Annotated in this window: 15 protein-coding genes and 4 tRNA genes; 7 read left to right on the top strand and 12 right to left on the bottom strand. The window is 40.1% G+C overall.

The features are described from left to right. Positions 1-33 precede the first annotated feature (33 nt). On the bottom strand, positions 34-1,629 hold the full coding sequence (locus AACU25_RS23700; RefSeq protein WP_096579851.1) for a 2-isopropylmalate synthase: 1,596 nt from the start codon (positions 1,627-1,629) through the stop codon (positions 34-36). Between the two features lie 96 nt (positions 1,630-1,725). Further along, a complete protein-coding gene (locus AACU25_RS23695; RefSeq protein ID WP_045871271.1) occupies positions 1,726-2,247 on the bottom strand; it encodes a LabA-like NYN domain-containing protein in 522 nt (173 codons plus the stop codon). Between the two features lie 723 nt (positions 2,248-2,970). Between AACU25_RS23695 and AACU25_RS23690 the strand changes: the two genes are divergently transcribed. Beyond that, positions 2,971-5,304 (top strand): serine/threonine-protein kinase, encoded by a 2,334-nt coding sequence (locus tag AACU25_RS23690; protein ID WP_096579849.1) that lies wholly within the window; start codon positions 2,971-2,973, stop codon positions 5,302-5,304. A gap of 88 nt (positions 5,305-5,392) precedes the next feature. Here the strand turns inward: AACU25_RS23690 and AACU25_RS23685 are convergent, their stop codons facing one another. Beyond that, entirely contained in the window at positions 5,393-6,805 is a 1,413-nt protein-coding gene (locus tag AACU25_RS23685; protein ID WP_096579847.1) for a sugar porter family MFS transporter, read from the bottom strand. 1,220 nt (positions 6,806-8,025) lie between these two features. Between AACU25_RS23685 and AACU25_RS23680 the strand changes: the two genes are divergently transcribed. Next, a complete protein-coding gene (locus AACU25_RS23680) occupies positions 8,026-10,155 on the top strand; it encodes a hybrid sensor histidine kinase/response regulator (RefSeq protein WP_096579845.1) in 2,130 nt (709 codons plus the stop codon). A gap of 139 nt (positions 10,156-10,294) precedes the next feature. Here the strand turns inward: AACU25_RS23680 and AACU25_RS23675 are convergent, their stop codons facing one another. From AACU25_RS23675 to AACU25_RS23650, 6 genes are all read right to left on the bottom strand, one after another. Further along, complete coding sequence (locus tag AACU25_RS23675) at positions 10,295-10,744, bottom strand: response regulator (protein ID WP_096579843.1); 450 nt, start codon at positions 10,742-10,744, stop codon at positions 10,295-10,297. A 292-nt stretch (positions 10,745-11,036) separates the two neighbouring features. Then, on the bottom strand, positions 11,037-12,641 hold the full coding sequence (locus AACU25_RS23670) for a TROVE domain-containing protein (protein ID WP_096579841.1): 1,605 nt from the start codon (positions 12,639-12,641) through the stop codon (positions 11,037-11,039). 37 nt (positions 12,642-12,678) lie between these two features. After that, positions 12,679-12,802, bottom strand: a tRNA-OTHER gene (locus AACU25_RS23665). Between the two features lie 108 nt (positions 12,803-12,910). Then, positions 12,911-13,052, bottom strand: a tRNA-OTHER gene (locus AACU25_RS23660). 187 nt (positions 13,053-13,239) lie between these two features. Then, a tRNA-Cys gene (locus AACU25_RS23655) sits at positions 13,240-13,361 on the bottom strand. A 97-nt stretch (positions 13,362-13,458) separates the two neighbouring features. Then, positions 13,459-13,583, bottom strand: a tRNA-OTHER gene (locus AACU25_RS23650). 643 nt (positions 13,584-14,226) lie between these two features. Between AACU25_RS23650 and AACU25_RS23645 the strand changes: the two genes are divergently transcribed. Next, a complete protein-coding gene (locus AACU25_RS23645) occupies positions 14,227-14,961 on the top strand; it encodes a hypothetical protein (protein ID WP_096579839.1) in 735 nt (244 codons plus the stop codon). A gap of 187 nt (positions 14,962-15,148) precedes the next feature. Here the strand turns inward: AACU25_RS23645 and AACU25_RS23640 are convergent, their stop codons facing one another. Then, positions 15,149-16,291 carry a quinone-dependent dihydroorotate dehydrogenase gene (locus AACU25_RS23640; protein ID WP_096579837.1) on the bottom strand — a complete coding sequence of 381 codons (1,143 nt, stop codon included), beginning with the start codon at positions 16,289-16,291 and terminating at the stop codon, positions 15,149-15,151. Between the two features lie 143 nt (positions 16,292-16,434). Here AACU25_RS23640 and AACU25_RS23635 point away from each other — a divergent pair, with 143 nt between their 5' ends. Beyond that, positions 16,435-19,317 carry a sensor histidine kinase gene (locus AACU25_RS23635; RefSeq protein ID WP_321206672.1) on the top strand — a complete coding sequence of 961 codons (2,883 nt, stop codon included), beginning with the start codon at positions 16,435-16,437 and terminating at the stop codon, positions 19,315-19,317. A 22-nt stretch (positions 19,318-19,339) separates the two neighbouring features. Here AACU25_RS23635 and AACU25_RS23630 read toward each other — a convergent pair whose 3' ends face one another. Together AACU25_RS23630 and AACU25_RS23625 are read right to left on the bottom strand one after the other, a co-directional pair. Then, positions 19,340-20,002: a response regulator transcription factor gene (locus AACU25_RS23630; protein ID WP_096579833.1), complete on the bottom strand. Its 663-nt coding sequence runs from the start codon at positions 20,000-20,002 to the stop codon at positions 19,340-19,342. 478 nt (positions 20,003-20,480) lie between these two features. Then, positions 20,481-21,023 (bottom strand): hypothetical protein, encoded by a 543-nt coding sequence (locus AACU25_RS23625; protein WP_096579831.1) that lies wholly within the window; start codon positions 21,021-21,023, stop codon positions 20,481-20,483. A gap of 171 nt (positions 21,024-21,194) precedes the next feature. Between AACU25_RS23625 and AACU25_RS23620 the strand changes: the two genes are divergently transcribed. From AACU25_RS23620 to AACU25_RS23610, 3 genes are all read left to right on the top strand, one after another. Then, positions 21,195-21,560, top strand: a complete 366-nt coding sequence (locus AACU25_RS23620) for a hypothetical protein (protein WP_190445730.1) — start codon at positions 21,195-21,197, stop codon at positions 21,558-21,560. Between the two features lie 4 nt (positions 21,561-21,564). Next, positions 21,565-23,514 (top strand): sensor histidine kinase, encoded by a 1,950-nt coding sequence (locus tag AACU25_RS23615; protein ID WP_096579827.1) that lies wholly within the window; start codon positions 21,565-21,567, stop codon positions 23,512-23,514. Positions 23,515-24,418: 904 nt separating this feature from the next. Continuing rightward, positions 24,419-24,589 (top strand): DUF2256 domain-containing protein, encoded by a 171-nt coding sequence (locus tag AACU25_RS23610; protein ID WP_096579823.1) that lies wholly within the window; start codon positions 24,419-24,421, stop codon positions 24,587-24,589. Positions 24,590-24,591 lie beyond the last annotated feature (2 nt).

Below are 24,591 nucleotides of genomic sequence, written 5' to 3'. Positions count from 1 at the left end.
ATTCCCAATGCCCCATGCCCCATGCCCCATCCTCTACGGCGTAGGATTCAGTTCTTTCTCTTTCGATTGCAACGATGCATACAATCTATTCAGTGCATTAACGTAAGCTTGCGCCGATGCAACGATGATATCTGTGTTCGCTGCATGGCCGGAAAATACTCGCGATTCGTGGCGTAAGCGAATAGTTACTTCCCCAATTGCATCGATTCCAGCTGTGACTGACTGTACAGAGAATTCAATCAATTGGTTGGGTACGTTAACTACGCGGTTAATTGCCTTATAAACAGCATCTACAGGCCCTGTACCAATGGCCGCATCAGTTAATTCTTGACCTTCAGGAGTTCGCAGAGTCACTGTAGCTGTAGGTTGGGCATTACTACCGCAGGAAACTTGCACTAACTCCACACGGAATAAATCTGGTGCTTGTTGAATTTCATCATTAACAATCGCTTCCAAATCCCAATCAGAAATTTCTTTCTTTTTGTCAGCGACTTCTTTAAATTTGACGAATGCTTTATTTAATTCGGTTTCTGACAGTTCAAAACCTAATTCTTTCAAGCGAGTCCGAAAAGCATTTCTGCCAGAATGTTTGCCCAAAACTATTTGATTGTCTGTTAAGCCAATCAATTGGGCATCCATAATTTCATAAGTGAGTTTGTTTTTTAATACACCATCTTGGTGGATTCCAGATTCGTGGGCAAAGGCATTTGCCCCGACTATGGCTTTATTTGGTTGTACTAACATCCCCGTCAAATTGGACACTAACCGTGAGGATTTATAAATTTGACGAGTGTCGATATTAGTTAATGATTCTTCTGAGTTTACTGGTCTACCTAAGAAGGGATTAAAATATTGCCGACGCACGTGCAATGCCATAACTAATTCTTCTAAAGCGGCATTACCTGCGCGTTCACCAATACCGTTAATGGTGCATTCTAATTGTCTCGCACCATTTTTCACAGCTTCTAAGAAGTTAGCAACTGCCAAGCCTAAATCATTATGTCCGTGAACGGAAATAATTGCTTTGTCGATATTGGGGACATTGTCTTTAATCCCCTTAATAATTGCCCCAAATTCACTGGGGGTTGTATATCCTACAGTATCGGGAATATTAACTGTTGTAGCTCCAGCGCTGATCGCTCTCTCTAATACTTGGTAGAGAAATTCAGGATCCGAGCGTCCCGCATCTTCTGGGGAAAATTCTACATCATCAGTGAAGGTTTTGGCGTAGGCAACCATTTCCTCTGCGATCGCCAAAACTTCTGATTTGGTTTTTTTCAGTTTATATTGCAGATGAATATCAGATGTAGCAATAAATGTGTGAATTCTGCCTTTTGCTGCTGGTTTAATCGCTTGGGCTGCTGCTTTAATATCATCATGTTTAGCTCTAGCCAAACTACAAATCACAGGGCCATTTTCTGTGCCGACAACCTGGGCAATTTTGTTAACTGCTTCAAAATCTCCAGGACTGGCAAAGGCAAATCCTGCCTCAATTACATCCACACCCAGACGCGCTAGTTGCTTGGCTATCACTAGCTTTTCGTCTATATTCAGGGTTGCTCCTGGACATTGTTCGCCATCTCGCAATGTGGTATCAAAAATAATGATTCGCTCTGGTTGGGTTGTCATTTTTCTGTTTTTTGTGTTTAGTGTTGACTTTTTGCTATAACTACCTTGTATCTTAAGTTTTTTACTGTTTAGATTTGTAAATAATTATTAACATAATTAAGCTTCAGTTTTTTCTATTCTATCTCTAATATCATTCAAATCTATATATCTATCAGTAGCATTACGTAATTCTCTGGCGATCATTCCTTCTGTAGATACGACTGTAATATGTGTGTTTTTTGAACGTAATAATTCAATTGCTCTCTCAAAATCCCCATCACCACTAAATAATACGACTCTGTCATACTGGTCTACTGTATTAAACATATCTACAACAATTTCAATATCTAAATTAGCTTTTTGTGAATAGCGACCAGATGAGTCATCATAATATTCTTTGAGAATTTTAGTTCTTACTGTATATCCTAAACTAATGAGAGCATCGCGAAAACCTCTTTGATCTTGAGGGTCTTTTAAGCCAGTGTACCAGAATGCATTGATTAATGTTGTTTCTGATTGCTCGTGTTTAAAATATTCTAAAACTCTGCGTGGGTCAAAAAACCAGCCATTTTTTTGTTGAGCATAGAACATATTGTTTCCGTCTACAAAAATAGACAGACGATTCATTGGAGAACCCATAGAAAAATACACCTAATAATAGAAAAGAATTTTAGATTGAACAATAGATTATAGCAATTATCAAATGATCTATTTGCTAATATCTATAAAGTATATCTTCATGTATATCTTTTATCTTAACCCCTTTTAAATCATAAAAATCGGAACAACAATAGAGCAGATGCAGGATGCTGAACCTTTTCATCCCAGACAGTGTAAGAGTTAGCCTGCGATCAAAATCTACCAATAAAATAGACTGTGTAACAGCATTCCTAACTGTATAACAGTCAAGTTTACTCCTAAAGAGGTATGGTATTGGTTCTCAGGTAGAATATAGGCTAATGCCCATCTCTTGATTTTGCCATCAATAACAGGACACAATTTTTGTACAATATCAGCGTTGCAGCATTAACAGAAGTTGCCCAAAGGAAAATTCTGGTAAACCTTCTACCGACGGCATACTTGTTGGGTTTGGTAGATCGTAAACGAAACCAAATCCACAAAGGGAGTGTCTTTAGCTTAGTTCTGTGGCAAAATCGCAGATTGCTCTGCTATTAGAGAATAATTTGGGCAGTGTTTTAATCGCCAGACCCTGTAAAGACACACCAATAAAAATTCGCTGAAGTAGAAAGGATAGTTTACAAATGTATAAGTTTTTCATTTAACTCTTAATTTAATGTAGTTCGCTCAAATAGGGTCTGAATAAATATAAAGTGTTGTACCTTAATCAATCAATAACACGATATGGCAGAAGAACCTACGTCTACCGTAACTAAAAAATATGTCTCTGCTGCCAATAGCCAGTTAGGGAAACCAACTAAAGCAACTTCGACTGCATTAACCTACCATACCCAACTAATGTCTTGGTTTGGTCATCTGCTGACTGGTGTTTCAGCAATAGGGGCAGCACTGCTGAGTAGTTCTGGTTTGGGCATTGTGCAGTTGATGGAAAGTCAGGCACTTTCTACGTTTTTTCAACTGCGCGGGCCGATCGCAGCTCCAGAAAACATCGTGATTTTGGCCATAGACAATCAGTCTATATCATTCCCTGAACAGTACTATAAAACAGATCCACAACAGTATGCTTACCTGGAACCACTGAAATCTTTTCCATTTAAACGTGCTGCTTATGCTGATGTCATCAGGAAATTGATGCAAGCAGGTGCGAAATCTGTCGCAGTAGATGTAATTTTTGATACGGAAAGTGCTTATGGCGCTGCAGACGATCGCCAACTGCAAGCAGTCTTGCAAAAATATGGCAGTAAGGTGACTTTAGCCTCGGTATATGAAACTTCTGAGTCACATCAAGGTACTTTTAATAAGCTGACACTACCGCAACCAATGTTTCGTATTGGTGCTGTATCTACAGGCACCGTCAATTTTCCCCTAGAAGTTGATGGCAAAATTCATCGTTTAGCTAGTGAATTTAACAAATCATTAGCACAAGATAACTTAATAGATAAAGTGCCTTCCTTTGACGAAGCGGCACTGAGGGCAGCCAGAATTAAATATTCGCGACCAAAAGGCGATCGCATTCATTTTTGGGGGCCAGCAGGTACATTTGAAGCCATTCCCTTTTGGTATGTACTCGACCCGCAAAACTGGAAAAACTATTTGCAACAAGGCAAGGTTTTCAAAAATAAAATTGTGGTGATTGGAGCCACCGCACAGTTAGGTAACGATTATCATCCAGTAGTGGCAGGTAATAACTGGCTGTATCCCGAACGCATGTCAGGGGTAGAAATTCATGCCAACGCGATCGCCACTTTAATCGAAGATAAAGCGATCGCTCAAGGAATTAGTAGTCCACCCCTGCAAGGTGTATTTGTACTCGGTTTAGTTGGTGGTGTTGGCATTATCTGTGCTAGACGCAAACGAGGTATCAGTAGATTAATTGTTAGCATTGGCTTTGCCACTCTTTGGGGAGGCATCAGCTACGTGTTATTTGTACATTACCAGTTAATTTATCCCACCACCGTACCAATGGTAGCGATCGCCTGGATTGGCTTATCCTATCTAGGAACCGAAATCGTCAGGGAAAGCATTAAAAAGCGGCAATTAGTAGATATCTTTCAAAAATATAAAACTTCCCCGGTGGTGCAAGAAATCATCAGTCAACAACAAGACTTGCAAGATTTATTACAACAACGAGATTTAGCTGTAGCCGGCAAAATCCTCGGTGGACGCTACAGAATTGTCAAAGTTCTCGGTTCTGGGGGATTTAGCGAAACCTACATTGCCGAAGATTTACAACGTCCAGGTCACCCACAATGTGTAGTTAAACAGCTAAAACCAGCCAACACCAAAGCTACAGGATTGCAACTTGCCAGACGTTTATTTAATTCCGAGGCCCAAACCTTAGAAAAACTGGGAAAACATCACCAAATTCCTCAGCTATTAGCTTATTTTGAACAAAATGAAGAATTTTATTTAGTGCAAGAATTTATCATTGGTCATCCCTTAAGTAGGGAATTACCAGCAGGTCAATCGCTGTTAGAAACCACAGTTATCGAACTTTTACGCGATTTATTGCAAACATTGGCATTTGTACATCAAAACGGTGTGATTCACCGTGATATTAAACCTAGTAACATTATTCGCCGACATTCAGATTGGAAATTGGTACTGATTGACTTTGGTGCAGTCAAAGAAGTCTCTACAATCCAAACCGAAAATCATGAACAAACTCCATTTACCATTGGGATTGGGACTAAGGGTTATGCACCCAACGAGCAATGTTTTGGCCGTCCCCAATACAGTAGTGACATCTATGCAGTTGGGATGATTGGCATTAGGGCTTTGACTGGTATCGCCCCCCACGAACTAGCAAGAGATGCGGACGGAGAGTTGCAATGGCGCGAACAAGCTGTTGTCAACCCAGCCTTAGCGGAGATTCTCAGTAAAATGGTGCTGGAAGATTACAAGCAGCGTTATCAATCTGCATCAGCAGCCCTAAAAGCTGTAGAACAGTTGATAGGGGTTGCCAATCGAAATTTTATTCCCCAACACAACCCAATTGAAGATATTACAGCTGCAATTGACGATCCAGATGCTCCAACCACACCTTGGGAGGTATAAGGTAATACGGTTCCGTTGTCCGCCCAGTTTATATGGCGGGCAAGATGCCCGCCCCACAAGATGGAATAATTTATTTATTGGAAATACCTTACATTTCCTCTAATTCTTTGCCCTTTGTTTCTCTGATGAAAAAGGCAACGAAAAATATCGAAATTGCCGATGCAATTGTATACAATCCGTAGGCAGAACCTAAACCAAAGTATTTCAGTAAAGGTGGAAATGTCGTAGAAACTAAAAAGTTCGCAATCCACTGCACCGCAGCAGCTATAGATAGGGCAGCAGCACGAATTTTATTATTAAATATTTCGCCTAACAGCACCCAAACAATGGGCCCCCAGGAAAAACCAAAGAAGACAACATATAGATTAGCTGCTAACAGGGCAAAGATTCCTGCTGTCCCCGGAAGTGTGGGGTTACCTGTAGCTGGATCAATCGCTGCGTTGGCAAAAACTACAGTCAAAGTACCTAATGTTACAGTCATGCCAATTGAACCTAGCATGAGTAACGGTTTGCGACCAAATTTGTCAACATAGGCGATCGCAATTAGAGTTGTGACAATATTGACGATTCCCGTAATGACTGTAATTAGTAGGGAATCTCTTTCAGAAAATCCGACTGCCTGCCACAAAACACTGCTGTAGTAGAAAATAACATTGATGCCTACAAACTGTTGCAGGATAGACAATCCCATCCCAATCCACACAATAGGCAGTAATCCACCACTACGACTTAGCAAATCAGAGAATTTGGGGCGACGTTCTCGTAAAACTGTTTGGCGAATCTCTTCAATTTTTGCTTCAACATTCCCACCCAGAACTTTTGTTAAAACATTGGTCGCTTCTGCATATCGTCCCTGTGCTGCTAAGTATCGTGGTGACTCTGGAATCACTAATGCCGCGAATCCGTAAATAATTGCTGGTGGGGCTTCTGTCCAAAACATCCAACGCCAAGCGGGAACGCCAAACCAAAATATTCCTTCTGCCGATCCACCTGCACCTAAAGCTATCAAGTAGTCACAAACTAGGGCTACAAAAATCCCTACTACAATTGCTAGCTGTTGCAGTGAACCAAGTCTGCCGCGCAAATGGGCTGGTGCAACTTCCGCAATGTAAGCGGGTGCAATCACACTCGCCATCCCAACCGCCACACCACCCAAAGCGCGCCAAAAAATAAAGTCCCAAATTCCAAATGCAATACCTGAACCGATCGCACTTAAGGTAAAGAAAACTGATGCCACCAGCATCGTTTTTAAGCGACCATAGCGGTCTGCGATCGGCCCTGCTACAAAAGCCCCTAAAGCAGATCCTAGCAATGCACAAGATACTGCAAAGCCTGTCATAACGCTGTTAGCATTATAGGCCTTTGACAAAGCTGAAACAGCACCGTTAATGACAGCAGTGTCATAACCAAACAAAAAACCACCCAGCGCTGCGGCACTGGCAATCAAAATTACATAGGAAACTGTTTTCCCCTGATTAATAGTAGAGCCTTGTAAAGCCATTTCTTTGAAAACTTTTCAGGTTGTTAATTATTTCGATCCCCACGCAGTAATACTCTACGTTCACTCACAAGCCAATAAGTTTGGTGGACGCATTTAAATCGAGATATTTACTAATATGTAGAGTACTGAAAAATTCTTTCTCTTCACATCTTCCCGCAGTTATGTTTCTTTCTAGTAAGAAGACTCAATTCGGCAGATGATTGACTTTGTGATTAAGAAAAATTTTGATATTATACAATAATTCTTGGCTGTTTAATAACGATCCCTATATCAAGTATGATGATTGTCAATCATCTAATTAATGTTAATTTCTGTAAAGTATTTCTTGGATAGCGATCGCAACCACAAACTATAGTTTGTCATTAGACTTTAAACTTTATATTTTGTAGTAAAATTGTAAATATTCTTGTCATAAGTGAGATGCATTTACCTACAGGTTTAGGCAGAAAACATCAAAACCCCAATTTTATTGGTAACTTCAGATATAATTTTGAGCACAAATATTGCGGCTTAGATATATATATATAAATTTACAAATATTAACTTTTTTGACTGAATCGCCCTACCATCTTTTTATCTGGTGGGGTGTCTTTTTCTGATACTTTCAGAATCAACAGCTATGATGAGCTGCTTAGACAATTAAACTATCAAACTCTTATTTGATAGTTGTACAGCTATAGCAATCAGTGCAGTAGTTGGGAAATTAATCGTCACATAGAGAACAGGGAATAAGAATGTACAAATGAAATATTAAGTGGAGCGGTGCAATTAAAGATAGCTGCTGAGGAGTGTTATTCTTACAAAGTTCTGAGCACAGAAAACCTCGCAAGAGACTTTGCGCTTTGTCATTCGTTACTCGTAAGAGTTTCAAGCCTATTTCCACTAATAGGTAAACATTTATGCCTTTTTCCCGGTTACCTGTATCTACCCACTTAAATAAGTTTAAGAATTAAATCATATTCCTTCATAAAATACCTTAATAAATTTTTACTGCTTATGATTTTTTACGCTCAGTTTGCTAAAAATAATAAAATCACTAAATAATGCAATGCTACAAGTATCTATCAAGGATACAGAATCGATAGCAATAAAATTGTTAATTGAAGATAGTAATATAAATCAACATAAACAGAAGGTAATTATAGTTTCACGTATTTTTTATTCTAGAATTTAGTATTTTCAGTTTTAATTCATATTTCATAATTCATTATCCGAGGTGTATGTCAGAATATTGGAACAATTTTTTTAGTTCAGGCCCATTTATCCCACATGGGCACTGCTATCTCTGGCAAACTGATTTAGTTTTGCTACATATAATTTCTGACGCACTCATAGCCCTAGCTTATTACTCTATACCTGCTACACTTTTCTACTTCGTCCGCAAAAGAGAAGATTTGCCTTTTCATTGGATTTTTCTTTTATTTAGTGGATTTATCGTCGCTTGTGGCACTACTCACCTGATGGAAATTTGGACGCTTTGGCATCCAACTTATTGGCTATCAGGATTGATTAAAGCTGTAACTGCCACAATATCTTTATTTACAGCTTTACAACTTGTACCTTTAGTTCCCCAAGCATTAGCACTTCCTAGCCCATCTCAATTAGAAAAAGCAAATCAACAACTACAAATACAAATAGCAGAGCGCTTAAATATTGAAGCCCAATTAAGAACATATCAAAATGATTTAGAGCAATTAGTTGCTGTTCGCACTAATGAAATTACCAAAACTAACGAGCAATTACAGCTAGAAATTGCTGAACGCCAGCGTATTTTAGAAATTTTACGGCAAAGTGAAGAGCGTTACCGTTACTTAGCTGAGGCCATTCCTCAACTTGTTTGGACAACTAATGCTCAAGGTGAATGTGATTATTTTAATCAAAAATGGTCTGAATATACGGGGCTAACTTTTGAAGAGTCTTTAGGTTCTGGTTGGGTGGCTGCATTACATCCAGATGACGTACAAAATGCATATTACGTGTGGATAAATGCTGTCAGCAGTGGCATCTTATATGAAAATGAATACCGCTTTAAACGAGCAGCTGATGCTACTTATCGCTGGCAACTAGCTAGAGGTTTACCCCTCAAAGATGAACAAGGTGTTGTAGTGAAGTGGTTTGGTACTTGTACAGACATTCAAGAACAAAAACAAATACAACAAGAACGTGCCCAGTTGCTGGAATTGGAACAAGCAGCAAGAGCAAAAGCAGAAACAGCTAATCGAATTAAAGATGAATTTCTAGCTATACTTTCTCATGAATTACGGACTCCTATAAATACCATTCTTGGTTGGTCTAGGTTATTACAAAGTGGCAAATTAGCACCAGAAAAAATATCTCCAGCCTTGGCAACAATCGAACGTAATGCCAAGTTACAGACGCAATTAATTGAAGACTTATTGGATGTTTCGAGCATTTTGCAGGGTAAACTCACACTACAAACTCAGAGCCTTCATTTAGAATCTATTATCTTATCTGCATTAGATACTATAACTTTAGCTGCACAAACTAAATCGATTCAAGTCAATACCATTTTTGCACCGAATGTAGGGTCTGTTTTGGGCGATTCTACGCGTTTACAACAAGTTGTTTGGAATCTGCTTTCCAACGCTGTCAAATTTACTCCCTCAGGGGGAAAGGTAGAAGTGCAATTAAACAAAGTAGATGGCTATGCTCAAATCATAGTTAGTGATACAGGTAAAGGAATTAATGCAGAGTTTTTACCTTATGCCTTTGATTACTTCCGCCAAGCTGATAGCAGTTCTACTAGAAAATTTGGTGGATTAGGTTTAGGGCTAGCTATTGTTCGTAATATAGTCGAGATGCATGGTGGTACAGTCACAGCAGCTAGTCTTGGTAACAATTTAGGGGCAACATTCACTGTTTGCTTACCGCTAATCCAAGACAGAAACCTAGCTTTATTGAATGAACAAAATAACTCTTCGTCATTAATTAGTAACTCTTTGTCTCTATCTGGAGTACAAATTCTGCTTGTAGATGATGATGCAGATTCACGAGATTTTTTAGCTTTTGTATTACAACAAGATGGGGCTGAAGTAATTTCAGTATCTTCCGCATTAGCTGCTTTGCAAGTTCTCGAACAAACCAAACCAGATGTGTTAATTAGCGATATTGGAATGCCGGAGATGGATGGTTATAACCTATTACGTCAGATCAGGGCTAGGAAAGCAGAAGCAGGAGGAAAAATTCCTGCGATCGCACTTACTGCTTTCGCTAGTAGTCAAGATAAACAGCAAGCACTCCAAGCAGGATTTCAAATGCATTTATCTAAACCCATTAACCCAGAAGAATTAGTTGCAGGGATTATTAAACTTATGGAGAATAAGGAGTAGTACTGCAAGGCGAAAGTCAAAATTTGTAGAGACGCGATTAATCGCGTCTCTATTCAAAAGTTAGTCGTAACGCATTAAAAATTTTGGGAAAGCTGTCTTTATCTCAGAATTAATACAGTGTATTTTATGTAAATTAAATTTATTTAGTAGTTTGATTATTACTAATTAAACGTCTTATTTCGGTTATTAATATAGTAGGTTCTACAGGTTTATTAACATAGCTTTGAAATCCCGATGCTAGAGCCATACTGCGACTTTCGTCGGAACTGAGGGCAGTTAGCGCTATAGCTGGCAGTTCTCTTTGTTCGGTAAGCGTGCTATTTCTAATTTTACGAATTAACGAATAACCATCAATTTCTGGCATGGCAATGTCAGAAATTAAGATATCAAATTTCAAGTCTTTAATTGTCTCTAGAGCTTGTGTAACTGATGTTGCTGTTGTGACTTGCAATCCTTGATTTTCTAAAATAAACGTAGTGAGAAACAGGCTATCTTCATTATCATCTACTAATAAAACTCGCAAGTTATCTAAAGACGGAAAATTTTTTGTGTCTTCTTGAGGATGCGGTTCCTCTCTATTTTTTGTCATGATCGGTTGTACCTCCTTAGTTGCCCTAATCAATTACGGAGGAACTCTCCCGATATAGTTATGTCATAACTGTATCGGGAGAATCTATCAACAAGCTACCACAACATTACGCTTCTTTAACTAGCGAAAATATTTATTTGCTAGCCATCATAGGCAAGACAAGAGGGTTATTTCTGGGAGGATGCATAAAAAAAGAGCGATGCCTACGATAGTAAACTACGCTCTTTTATACCACTGCATTTAAGGTAATCAATAAAGGATGAAAATTTTTGGATTTCACCCTTCAGTCTTTTTAAAGTTCGCCTGTAGCTAGCATCTGGATGATGCGAGGTGTCCCGGGGTCGAACCCTGCTAAATCCCAAGAAAGAGGATCTTGAGGATCTACTAAGGTAATGTTGTAAGGTGCAAGGGTGACATACACTGCCTTAGCATTAGGGTTCACCTTCTGGCGATACTGTGCTAATGCTTGACTGGGATGTTTATGACCAGCCCATGATTCATTGTCAGTCCAAAAGCAAACTACATCTGCTTTGAACTTGTTCTGAATCATCCAGTCGTAAGCCACAGAAGCATCTGTACCACCAAAGTTTTGATTGCTAGCTTTGCGAAGTGCAGAACTGAAAGTATCTTTGGCAGTGATACCTAGTTCTCTAAATTCAGTTGCAAAACCACGAATCATATAGTTTTTCTCAGCTTTTGCTGTTACTAGCGCCATTGTAGTAGCGATTTCACAGCAGCTTAAACCCACTGAATCTACCACACCCCAAGACATCGAACCAGAAACATCCACTGCGTGCATGAAAACTTTGCCTGTGGGTTGTACCACATCAAAAGATAGTTCAAGCGCCTTTTCTAAGATGTCTACAATTCGCGGAACTGGTTCCCAAGTTTTCTGGCTGCGCCCTAATCTACCACCAGATTGATAGGTTTTGAGGGCTTTCAAAACATCAATCGGATGTATGCGACCTTTACGCAGATGTTCTTGATTGTTGAGAACTGCTTCTACTCTCAGAATATTGCCACTCTCATCAGCTCGCAACACGCCCAGTTCTGTCAAAGAACCAAGGTTACGCAGCATTGCACCGATGGGCATTTCTTGGAAAAGTAATTGCCAAGCTTGTTGATCCATTTTACCAACAGGTGAAGCCATTTCGTGGGTAAGACGACCTTGGGCGATCGCAGTGTGGGTTTCGCTGGGGTTACGTTTTAACCACTCATACCACCAAATCTGCGCTAAGGCTTCTGAGGGTATATCTGCTGGCAAATCTTCCCAACCTTTGACTACCCACTCAAATAGTTCTCGGTGAGTTTCTGTAGGTGGTTTAACATGGAACAACCGCAATGCATCTCGGTGAGAGAAGCCTTGACGCTGTTGATATTTCAACAGTTGATAAGCCAAACCTTTGACATCTTCACGCGATAGCCAAGTTTTACCAGCTTCGCGCACTACCTTACCAAATCCCCGCAGAGATTTAGTGTAGTTCAGCCATTCATAGAAGTGGCTACCAGTACGGACAACTTGCCCAAAGATTTCAGCAAATGCCTTTTTCGCTTCTGGTGTTTCACCCATTGACAGCAGCACTAAAGCCAAGATAGGCGCACTGTTATTGATGGCGCGGCCATCGCTAGCATAGAGAATTTCTTCTGCAACCCGCCCAGGATTTTCTGCTACAGCTTGTTTAACAACATTTACAAAATCTTCTGTTAGTTCCTGTTTGCCAGCATAGTAAGTGCTTTTTGCTGTCCCAATCAATAGGCAACGGCGCAGCATTTTCCAAATACCAGCCTCAAACATATACCCGCCGGAACGCCCCTTAACCATCTCTGCTTCCCGTCCGGGGATAGGCTGAGTTTGTGGCGTATTTGTTTTCTTTTTAGTAAAGAAATTATAATTCATAGCTTTAACTCCCGGCCCTTACGGGCAAAAATAAAAGGTGGCAGGGCAGGATTTGAACCTGCGACATCCCGCTTGGAAGGCGATAACCCTCATTCTTCGGCCTTTGCAGGCAAGGAGTGAACAAGGATGTTTTAGGCGCTCTACCACTGAGCTACCTGCCACATAACAATTCAAAATTCGTCTTGAAAAGTTTGCTCAACGGGGGGAACCCCCGCACGCAACTTTTGTCTTCGACACGCTACGCGAACGCAAAATTCAAAATTAGATTTTGGCGGGTGAGGTAGGATTTGAACCTACAACCGATGAATTGACGATAACCCTCGACTCGTCGGCCTTTTCAGGCAAGTTTGTGAACCAAGGACTATGGGTGATTAACCCGTTCATTGCTCTATCCAGTTGAGCTACACACCCACGTCACAATTCAAAATTCAAAATTAAGTTTAGGTGTGGCGGAGCAGGACTTGAAGCTGCAAAACCTTGCGGTTGCTAGATTACGATAACCCTCAACTCTTCGGCCCTTTCGGGCAAGGTGATAAATTAAGGTTTTTTTCAAGTGCGTTTACCAATTTCGCCATCTGCCACATAACTGTAATTTGGTGTAGTGGGGCGGGACTCGAACCCGCGATGCTCGTTTTGCAAACGATAACCCTCAATTCTTCGGCCTTTGCAGGCAAGAGATGAACAAGGGTGTTAAGCGCCTTACCACTTGGCTACCCACCACATGAAAATTTAAAACTATATGGATTGTCGTCAAGGCGGATAGACCCCACCCCTACGAATATCTGTTGAATTATTTTTTCAAATTAGTATGAGATTTTGGGTGGCGGGGCAGGAATTGAACCTGCGACCTCTCGAACCCAAATCGATAACCCTCATTCGTCGGCCTTTGCAGGCAAGGGGTGAAAAAGGATGTTTAGCGCTCTACCACTGAGCCACCCGCCACATGAAGAATTTTAGATTTTAGATTTTGCGTTCGCGTAGCGTGTCGAAGACAAAAGTTGTAAGGAGGGTTTCCCTCCGTAGCAAACTTTTCAAGACGGATTTTGGATTTTCAATCAAGATTTTTGATTAAATCTCAAATTTATTTGGTGTAGCAGAGCAGGATTTTCACCTGCACCTCCAGAATTGCAATCAAGGATGTTTTCTGTTATTTGCGGTAACCCTCGATATGTCGGCCCTTGCGGGCAAGGTGGGCGCTCTGGTATTTGAGCTATCCGCTACCGTTGAAAGCTTACTCCTTTTGGAACATCGCCTTGTATTCTTAATGTAGTATGCGTAATACAAAGTGTCAAGAGTTTATTTTGATATTGAGTGCTTATTTTTTATAAGTATTATTTAATACTCGAAAGCTGTTGTTTTTGCCAGTGTTAAGACTGTGGCAAAAATAGATTTTCCTGGCAAAAGCTTTGCAATCAGAGCGATTTAAGCTCAATATTTTGCCAAATATTGAGGCTATGTACAGTGTATAAGAATCATTGATGTTATATTTTTCCAACAAATTTGCCAAAAGATACAAAAAAATGTCACAATTTTTGCCAAGATAATAGTTATTTCTTTCCTAACAATTCACTTGGCGGCCATGAGCATGAGTGAAAACACATTAGAAGGCGGCGGGAAGGCTTTTCTCGTTCTGCTTTTGCCGATTTCGTTTCTGATTATTTTCCTGGTTTCTACCTGGAAAATTTTGCTGGCTTTCATGCTAGTGATTTTTGCTTTCAATACTTGGCAGCGCATTCAATGGCAAAAATGGTGTCAGCAAGTTAATCCTATTTTCAATCGCCTGGTTCTGGAAACTCAGGGTAAAGTCACACCAATGGACTTGGCAATCAAGGGTAATTTTTCTGGCTCCCAAGCCAAACGCTACCTTGATACTAAAGCCAACGAATTTGGTGCCAGTATTCTGAATTCTGAAGATGAAAGTCCGGTTTATTACTTTATTAATGCCACCATCTTGGGAAGCATACTCGAAAGTAGTGAACCGCCTGTAAAAGAACTCCCTCCACAACCAGTTGTCCAAACTGCTCAAATGTTACTGGAACCACCACCAGCGCAGGAGCAGCAGGAGGAAGAGACACAGGATGAATTATTGCCACCAGCAACCCATGAAGAGCCAACAATACCATTGGAAAAACAATTAGTGTTTGGTTCTCTGATTCAATCAGAACTAGCTAAACGTTTGAATGTTTATTCCAGTACCGTATATAAACGGAGAAATGATCCTGATTTTCCAGAATGGAGCCGCAGCCGCGATCCTGATGGTATTGCCTGGTCATTTTCCCGAAAAACTAAAGAGTTTTTCCCCTTGGAAGATAAGGCTTAAAGCTACAAACTCTCTGCTAATTTTGCCAGGCTTTTGCCAAGACAAAATCATCAACAATCAGTCAACAGTGAATATTGAGGATTTTTGCATTTGTTAGTCAAATACCCTCATTTCTCCCAATATTAAGTTTGAGTTGAGGTCTTAATCCCAACTCAAACTTTGAGAACTGATTCAAAAATAACTGTTGTTAATTTTTCACTTTTGCTTCTAAACCTATAGCTGCATTGATGGAAGTTAATCCGCTTTGTTCTAATTTGGAAAGTAATCCTTGAAGAATGCGGCGTACCATTAATGGCCCTTCATAAATCCAGCCTGTGTAAACTTGAATCAGGCTGGCACCAGCAGTAATTTTTTCCCAAGCATCTTCAGGGGTAAAGATGCCACCAACGCCAATAATGGGCAATTTTCCTTGGGTTTGCTGCCAAATAAAACGAATAACTTCAGTGGAGCGATCGCATAATGGTGCGCCACTAATTCCACCTGCTTCTTCAGTTACAGGGTTGCCAGTTTTTTCAATGATTTGAGTTTTCAGGATATCTCGGCGGATAGTGGTGTTAGTGGCAATTAACCCCGCTAATTGGTAGGTATTGGCTAAGGCAATAATATCGGCGATCGCTTCCCATTCTAAATCCGGCGCTATCTTGACAAATAGCGGCTTTTGTGATTTATTCTCTTGTTGTAATAAATCTAGGATAGCGCCGAGCATGGTTGCATCTTGGAGCGATCGCAAACCAGGGGTATTTGGAGAAGATACGTTGACTACAAAATAGTCTCCCAAGTCTTTGAGCAAACGAAAACTATTCAGGTAATCGTTGGCAGATGCTTCTAGGGGTGTTACCTTGGACTTGCCTAAATTAATACCTATGGGGATAGGTAAGTTAAGTTCTTGTTTCCCTTGTGTTAGCCTGGCTGCCATTGCTGCTGCACCATTATTATTAAAGCCCATCCTGTTAAGAACAGCTTTGTCTGATGGTAAGCGAAACAAGCGGGGACGAGGATTTCCAGGTTGGGGAACAAATGTTACAGTTCCCAATTCAGCAAAACCAAAGCCAAAACTTGACCAAATATTGGCAGCTATGCCATTCTTATCAAACCCTGCTGCTAAACCCAGAGGGTTGGGAAAGTGGAGACCAAATAGAGTTTGTTCTAAACGTGGATCTTGTAAGCACAATGACTGCGTCAGAACATTATTTACTAATTTAGCAGGTTGGCGATCGTTGGTTTGAGAAAGCCAGTCGAGAGTGTGAACAGCCTGTTCATGTAGCCACTCTGGATCTGTCTTCAGCAGATTAAACAAGAGTGGACGAATTGCTAGTTGATAAATATCCATTCAATTGAGGGTTGCGAGGAAAAATAGGATTTGAGATTTCAACAGAAAATAACTTTCCGCATTCTCCTATCTATTTTTAGCTGCTATTTTTAAACGCAACTGAGTTTCAGGGTGCTTTTCTGGGCATTTTATATATTAAAGCAATGTTGACTAATAATCAGATGGGGCCGCCAGAAAAACCTACAGCTGCTGAAAAACAGATTTTTTCCTTGGGGCGAGTCCTGCAACAACTCCGGGAAGAAAATAATCTTGAGAATCTGATTGAAATTACTCTTTCTTATATTAAAGAGCATTTTGCCTACGAAGTAGTATGGATTGCGCTTTACGATCGCCTGAATCATAGATTGTTTGGTAAAGGCGGTATTCTACCTACTAGAGATGGTAATTTTTTATATCAAAAGCTAGCTCTCACCCCAGGAGATTTATTAGAGCAAGTAGTCATTGAACAGCGTCCCTTGGGTATAGCGGATTTACAAGGGGAAAATCGCTCGGAAACATTGCAAGAAATAGCTAAAAAATTCCACATTCAAGGCACAGTGATTTTACCTCTGCGCTATCGAGACCACTGTATGGGTGTGGTATTGCTAGGTTCTAAAAAATGGGGTTACTTATTATCTGGAGAAGCCAAAGCCAGACTATTAATTGTTTTAGCAGAGCTAGGGGCAGTACTTTATCAATATGAGATGGATTTGCAGCAGCAGCAAACCAAACACGCTGAAAAGCCATTGTTGCAATTGCTGGAAAGTTTACGCCTGCTCGGTAACTTAGAACAAAGGCTAGAAGCAGTAGTAGAAGCCACCCAAGAATTCGTTTCCCCTTCTCGTACAAGTATTTACTGGTTTGAGAGAGAAGGACGCTATTTTTGGTGTCGGATGAGCAATCAGGTTTCTCCTAGCAGTCGCAATTTTTCTCCCCAACAACCAGCAGTCAAAATTCCCATCCAAGACTTGAGCGAATTTTATTATGCTTTATCGGTCAACCAAATTGTCTGGATTGGTGAATCCCGGAGTTCCCTAAATACGCATTTTACTGGCAAGTTACTGCAACGCCTGCGAGTGCGATCGCTTTTGGCAGCTCCCATTATTTGCTACAAGGATTTACTCGGTTTTCTAGCAGTAGAAGGTAATCAAGCTCGGATTTGGACAGATGCAGACAAAAATTTTGTTCAAGGTGCAGCTGGGTTAATTTCTCTATTAGCTCCTACTGAAAGCATGGAAACCACCATCAAACAAATTCAAGAGGATGCTCAGTTAACTAGCCAAATTGCTCAAGCTATTTATAGCGAACATGACCTTCACGAGACTTTACGCATTTGCGCTCAAAGAGTTTTAGATAGGCTCGCTACTAGCCGCTTTTTATTGTTGCGCTACGACCCCGATCAAAATCATTATCAAATTGTTCATCAAAGCCAACAGCAAAATCGCCGACCTTTAAAATTTACCCTGCAAGCCCTCAAAGACTTAGATAGACAACTATTACAACGGGCAACGGAAGCAGTAGAAATTGAGAATCTAGATGAAGATTTGCGCTTTTTTAATTGGCGACCCTTTTTAAGCGAGAATGACATACATTCTCTATTAATTTGCAACTGCGCTCAAGGTAGTTCACCCACAGCAATTGTGGTGACTGCTCATGAAAGCCATCGCACTTGGACAACTCTAGAAAAACAACTACTGTGGAGTATTAGCCAACAAATAGGTGTAATTATCCGTCAGTGGCAGCTACAAGGTAATAACGAGCAGCAAAAAACAATTTTACAAAGCTTTCAGCAATCCTTGCTGATTTTGGCACAAACCCAAAGTCAAATCTCCGAGGTAGAAGCAAATAATTTAGAACGTACAGCCCTACAACATATCGCATCTGTTCTCGGTTGTCCGCTAGCAATTATGCTATCTTGGTCTGCTGGCAAGGAGCGGGTAGAAATTATTCCTGGGGTAATTAATGAAGGATTTGAGATTGTTGTTGATGCACCTGTCTTCCTGCAAAGTGAAGCTGTGATTCAGTGGGCTTTGGCGCAAGCACCTCACCTCAGCGTCACCATAGATGATTTACCTGCACAAACGAGAAGATGGTTAAACGGGCCTGATATTGGACAAATTTTAGTGATGGTTTTACGGACTACAGATGCTTATCAACCTACCAGTGTAGTGTTATTAGCAGACCATCATGAGCGTTATTGGTCACAGCAAAGCTTGAGTGCAGCTGAAACTCTTGTTGATCAATTAGCTTGGTTCCATCGGCAAAAACGCATCAGCCAACTTTTAGACTCTAAAAACCAAGACTTAAACCAACTCAATTGGTATAAGCATAGTCGTTTAGAGGAAATTCAAAGAGCTGCTACCCTGTTAAGTTCACAACTACATGATTTGGGTATTCCGGCTCAGGAAATGACGCAAATTCGCTCTAAGCCAATATTTAGGCAGTTTGAGCAGACAACAGCCTCAATTACGGAACTGCTAAAACTAGAGCAATGGCAATTGCAGATTAAATGGGAAACCATGCCCATAGCTAGTTTGTTAAAGCGTGCAATGGAAAGAGTAGATCACTTACGCCAACAACACAAGCTCTGGATAGGCGTACATGGTTTGGGACAATCAGAGACAAATCAGGATGCAACTAAAAGTACTGGAGATTTTAACAGTACTCAAAATTCCGTAAATTTATCCACAATGGCGATCGCTGGTGATATTGTCAAAATCGAAATGGTGCTGCATGAATTGTTGGTTGCAGCCTGTAACCGTAGTGCATCTGGCGGCAGAATTGATATTTGGTGTCGCCGTGTAGATCAACGCACCTTAGATATTTCGATTACAGATAATGGCGAGATTGACGCGCAACTATTAGCAGAACTCAATCAAGATATCCCTAAGGATTTGTTGGCTATCTCCACTTTGGATCGACCACCTGGTTTGCATCTACTCATCTGCCAAAATGTTATGCAGCAACTACAAGGAGAATTGCACATTTATCAATTACCCGATCACCGAGTAGTCAGCCGGTTATTGTTACCTTTAGTAGTTCATTGATTGGGGATTGGGGAATGAGAAATCAAAACAATAATAATTTTTTCTGAACTGCTATCATACATAAAGCAATGCGGGAATTGATGTCTTTTTGCTCAACTTCATCAATACCCAATTTCACTTTCAGGTGTTGGATATGATTTTGTACAGCCCTGAGTGATATGTAAAGACGATCGGCGATCGCTTGATCTGTTAAATATTCTTGACATAGAAGTTTAAGAACTTCCAACTCTTTCTCATTCAAGTTTAATTCTTGACGTAACTCTCTAGGAAGTTTCAATTCTCCATTCAGCGCACTTTCAACCCCTTGCAAAAAACATTTGCGCCGTTCTATTTTATTCACTACCACAAACCCACCGCAGTGAATATTAATAGATTTGACAAGTTTCATCAGCCAACTGGGTTCACTGCTATAGATGAGAATATTCAAAGAAGAATAAGCATCAATAATTAACTCTAATAATTCTAAAGAAGATTTAGCCGACTGGGAACCATAACTTGTCCCAAATTGTAAATCGAGCACAATTAAATCTGGTGTTTTTAGCTGTAGGCGTTCTAGCGCTTCTTGGGGAGTATTAGCGATGTCACAAATAGCAGAGGGGTCAAATTTTTTCAAAAAATCACAGTTATTTTGGGCTACCTCTGGATGATCTTCTACAACGAGAAACAGCAGTGGCTTGGCTTCCATATATTGGGTGATGATTGCGTAAACATGGCTGAAATTAGACTACAAATCATAACCTACCTGATAGCGTTGGTTTGAAAATATTGCTGCTGGATGATTAGCCTGGGATAGATCCCCGACTTCTTGAAGAAGTCGGGGATCTGAGGGATCTGAAATCCTGACTCTTCATAGGGAATACTAAAAGACAGCATCTCATATTCAAAGCTTATGCCGAAAAGACGGATTCCCATGCAAATTGGGAATGACTAGCCTGGAAGACTAGATCCCCGACTTCTCTAAGAAGTCGGGGATCTGAATATACTAGGAAGTGCGATCGCCTAAAATCATCCTGTTATCAAAAGTGCGATCGCATGAAATCATAGTGCTGTCGTGGGAGACTAGATCCCCGACTTCTTAAAGAAGTCGGGGATCTGAATATACTAGGAAGTGCGATCGCCCAAAATCATCCTGTTATCGAAAGTGCGAAGAAAAAACACTAAAATTAGGGCGTACCTCGTCTTCCCTCTTTTATGCCATATTTAATCCAGTGATCTATAGCTCCTTTACAGTTAGACTTCCCATAAACACGGGCTACGTCTGGATTATTTGCTAAGTAGTAGCTAGGATCAAAGTTTGCAGAACCTTGTCTACACTCGCGGATTCCATATGTTAACCAGTGGTTAATTCCACGAATATAAGCGGCTCTATTAACAGTACCAAAGTTTGCTGCTAAGTCAGGATATTTCTCCAGATAATATTTGGCATTAAAAGCAGGATGACCTTGCCTAGATTCTTGCAGTCCATATTTTTTCCAATGAGTGGTTGCTGCACTTAAATTATTTCGACCAAACTCTTCTCTTAGGTCTTGATATAGACTCATGTAATATTTTGCATCAAAAACATAAGGGTCAAAAATAATAGACTCGCTTTGAGCAATTTGTTGAGTCTGTGCAGTAGCTGATGGTACTCCATATAGTTTACTCAAAAAGCTAATAGCTATAACTGGGATGACTCCAACAGAGAAAAGAGTTTTTAACAATTTCATAGGGTTATTTTTCCAATAATGCTTTTATCGATAATATTTTTCCCCAACCAAAAAATCTATGAGTATCACCACAGAAAAATGTGCGAACTCCCGCAAATTAAATTGCCAACTTACGAACCCATCTAAAAACCTAATTCTGGTAAGTGTGAGATCATCTTTATTCACGCTCCAATGATGAAATTCCCTATACAAAGACTGCATATCATCCTCACCACAGCCTCTTTACTATGGGGACTCAGTTCACCCGCCTTTGCTCAACAAATTTGGTCAGGAACAGGCAAAATTGTCAGTGGTGCTGGTGAAGGAGGAACAGTTGAGTTAAGCTTGAGTATAATAGATTACAATCTGCAATTCCTCTCTGGCCCCTCAAAAAATGAACCCCCATTCCAGCTAAATAAATCTACTGATCTTAATGGAACTGTAACGATGAATGCTGGAACTTGGGAATTTGTCCAAACAGGGAATGAGTTAGGAGTCAGCTTGTCTCAAAATAATCCCTATCGGATTATTCGGTATCGTCTTTTTCCCAAACTGTAACCAAATGTGGACTAAAAGTCGGCAAATTAAATTTCTCAGCTTAGGAATTGGTTGCGGTATATTTTACAATTTCATTTTTTCGCAAATTCCTTTAGTTCAGAAATTGGAGTTACAGCTTCAGGATACTTTGCTGAGATTGCATCACCCAAAATCTCCGCCTCAAGAAATTATTTTGGTAAAAATTCAAAGCAAGGATTTAGCAAATCAACAGCTATCTATAGGGCGAGTGTTCTATGCAGATTTAGCCAAAAATCTGTTAGAAGCTGGTGCATCTGTTGTCGTGTTGAACCTCCGCAATGACTGGCGAGAAGCACCAGGGTTTGAGTACCCAATCACTATTACTGAGCCAATAAATAGACCTCTAAAAAATTTGGTGCAAAATCATGGCGATCAAATTGTTTTAGTGACGCGCACCAATTCTATTGACAATTCTAAAAAAAACAGAATTTTAATCTACAATCATCTTCTACCTTTTGATAGTGAGCAACTTCGTCCTTTAATTAATCCTGAGACTATTCAGGGTTTTTTTGAATACGAACCAGAAGCAGAATTGCCTAGAAATTTAAGTAGCACTGCTCGCCGCACTCATTTAGTTGGTCAGTTCTTTCTCTCAGAAGAAATCAATCAAATTCAAACTTTTAAATCTGCTGCGCTTCTCGCTTTGGAAAAGTTTGAACAGCAAGAGAAACTTTTGTATCTTTCCTCACGAATTGCTAAAATTTCAACTCAGGTAGAGATTAATTTTTGGGGTAAGGCGGGAACTTTTCCTTCTCTGGAATTGACATCTATTTGTCAGCCAAGTAAAGAACAAAAATGTTTGGTTGCTTCTCCTGTCCAACTCTCTCAAAAAGTACGCCATAAGGTTGTTTTCATTGGTTTTGCAGAAGGAAACAACATACATACAATGCCTATGCTGTCGCCTTTCGGCGACAGCATAGCCGGCGTAGAAATTCAGGCCAACCTTATGGCCAGTTTGATGACAGATTCATTTTTACAAATTCCGCCGCAATGGCTCGAGTTGATCATCGTTATTTTCGGGGCACTTGTAATCAATGATATTGTTTACAGGTATAAAGATTGGCGTTTATTAAGAATAGTTTTAGGAATATTCATCGGTTATTTGGGAGGATGTTTAATTCTCTGGAAATATAAATGGATATTATCAATTATTCAGCCTTTGTTGGTATGGACAACAACAGGAATATCTGTTTTTATCTATTTGATTTTTGGACAGCAAAAAGAAGTTATTACTCTGCAAAACTATCAAATTACACAATTAAAGGCGGCTGAACAAGAAGCGATTCTTTCTCGCACCCGCAAAATCCTCAATCGTATTGCTTCTGATATTCATGATGGGCCTTTGCAAGAGTTAAAGCTGGTGATGGACAAAATTGAATTGTCACCTGATTTAGATGTAGATGTAATTTTAGACAAATTGGCAGCTTTAGGGCAAGAAATTAGGGATAAATTAACTAATATTCGGCGATTAGCTCAGACAATGGAAGTAACTCCCCGACTGCAACAAGGGTTAGATTTAGGAATTAAAATCACACTACAAGAGTTAGTGAATTCGGGAAAGTTAACTGTGAAAGTAATTACAGAACTTCAGCCTCTTGAAGAACCAGAATTAAGCAGTGTTTGGATTGAACAACGAGAGGAAATTTACCGCTTTTTCCGTGAAGCATTGCATAATGTGATACAACACGCCCAAGCGCCTCGCGGTAATGCTACCCAAGTGTGTATTAGTTTAAAGCAAGAGGGTGTTAGATGTAGTTTAGCGATCGCCAATGATGGTGCGATCGCAGAATCTACCTCTGGAATCACAAAAGGTGGCTATGGGATTAAGATCATGGATGCAGTCATCTGCGAACTTCTAGATGGTGCATGGGAAATATCAGCTTTTCCCAGTGGAGAAGTACGAGTCACACTAAATTGGCGTTTACCTAATAGCTAGGGGTTTAGGAAGAAGAATTTTCATATTGGGTGCGAGCTTTCCCTAGATCCCCGACTTCTTGAAGAAGTCGGGGATCTGAATGGCCTATGCGATCGCCTGTGAGGGGCTAACTTTAAAATGGGGCGTTGGAAATTTTTAGAGGTGGGGAAATCTCGCCCACCTATAGCAACCATTCATGACACGCAATTATGAATTCAAGTCGCTGAAATAGCAATTGTAGTCTCGAAAGCAGCAATTGTAGTATCAAAAGCAGCAATTGTAGTATCAAAAGTAGCAATTGTAGTATCAAAAGCAGCAATTGTAGTATCAAAAGCAGCAATTGTAGTATCAAAAGCAGCAATTGTAGTATCAAAAGTAGCAATTGTAGTATTAAAAGCAGCAATTGTAGTATCAAAAGCAGCAATTGTAGTCTCGAAAGCAGCAATTGTAGTATCAAAAGCAGCAATTGTAGTCTCGAAAGTAGCAATTGCGTAGATGTATTAGGTTTTTCGTGAATTGGTAATTTACTCTGTCAGCACTATAGCTGTTTTTTTATCTCGGTAATTATCCTTGACAGAGAAGTTTTTATAATTACAAAAAATTTTTACTGTATTTATGAGGGGTTAGACCCACAAAATTATAGCCTTTTTGCTAATCGCAAATCCCTACACGCACTGAGATTTTACTTTGTCTGTATAGTTGCTCATGTAGCCAAAATCTTACTCTAGAGAGACATTAACGACTGATTAAGAGCCGCAAAATCTGCCAATCGTCTGCAATCTCCCCGTTGGATGACTATAAATAACCCGATAGGGGGATTAACCCCACATTTGTTCGCAAAAAGTATCCCCCCGTTGTAACAATTTAGTTATAATAATTTTCCATCGCGATCGCAATTTTTCTCTCTCATCTGCACAGTATTAATATGGGGCGTACAAGTTCTAAATCTGACTTGCCTACAAAAATCTGTCCGGTATGCGAACGTCCCTTTACCTGGCGTAAGAAATGGCAAGATTGCTGGGACGAAGTGAAATACTGTTCAGAACGTTGCCGTCGTCGACGTTCTAACGTCAAAAATCAAACTGACTCAAACTAAAA

The organism is Tolypothrix tenuis PCC 7101, assembly GCF_963874875.1.
Taxonomy (GTDB): Bacteria; Cyanobacteriota; Cyanobacteriia; order Cyanobacteriales; family Nostocaceae; genus Aulosira; species Aulosira tenue.
The sequence above is the reverse complement of the archived record's forward strand: the minus strand, read 5'-3'. Positions and strand labels throughout refer to the sequence as shown.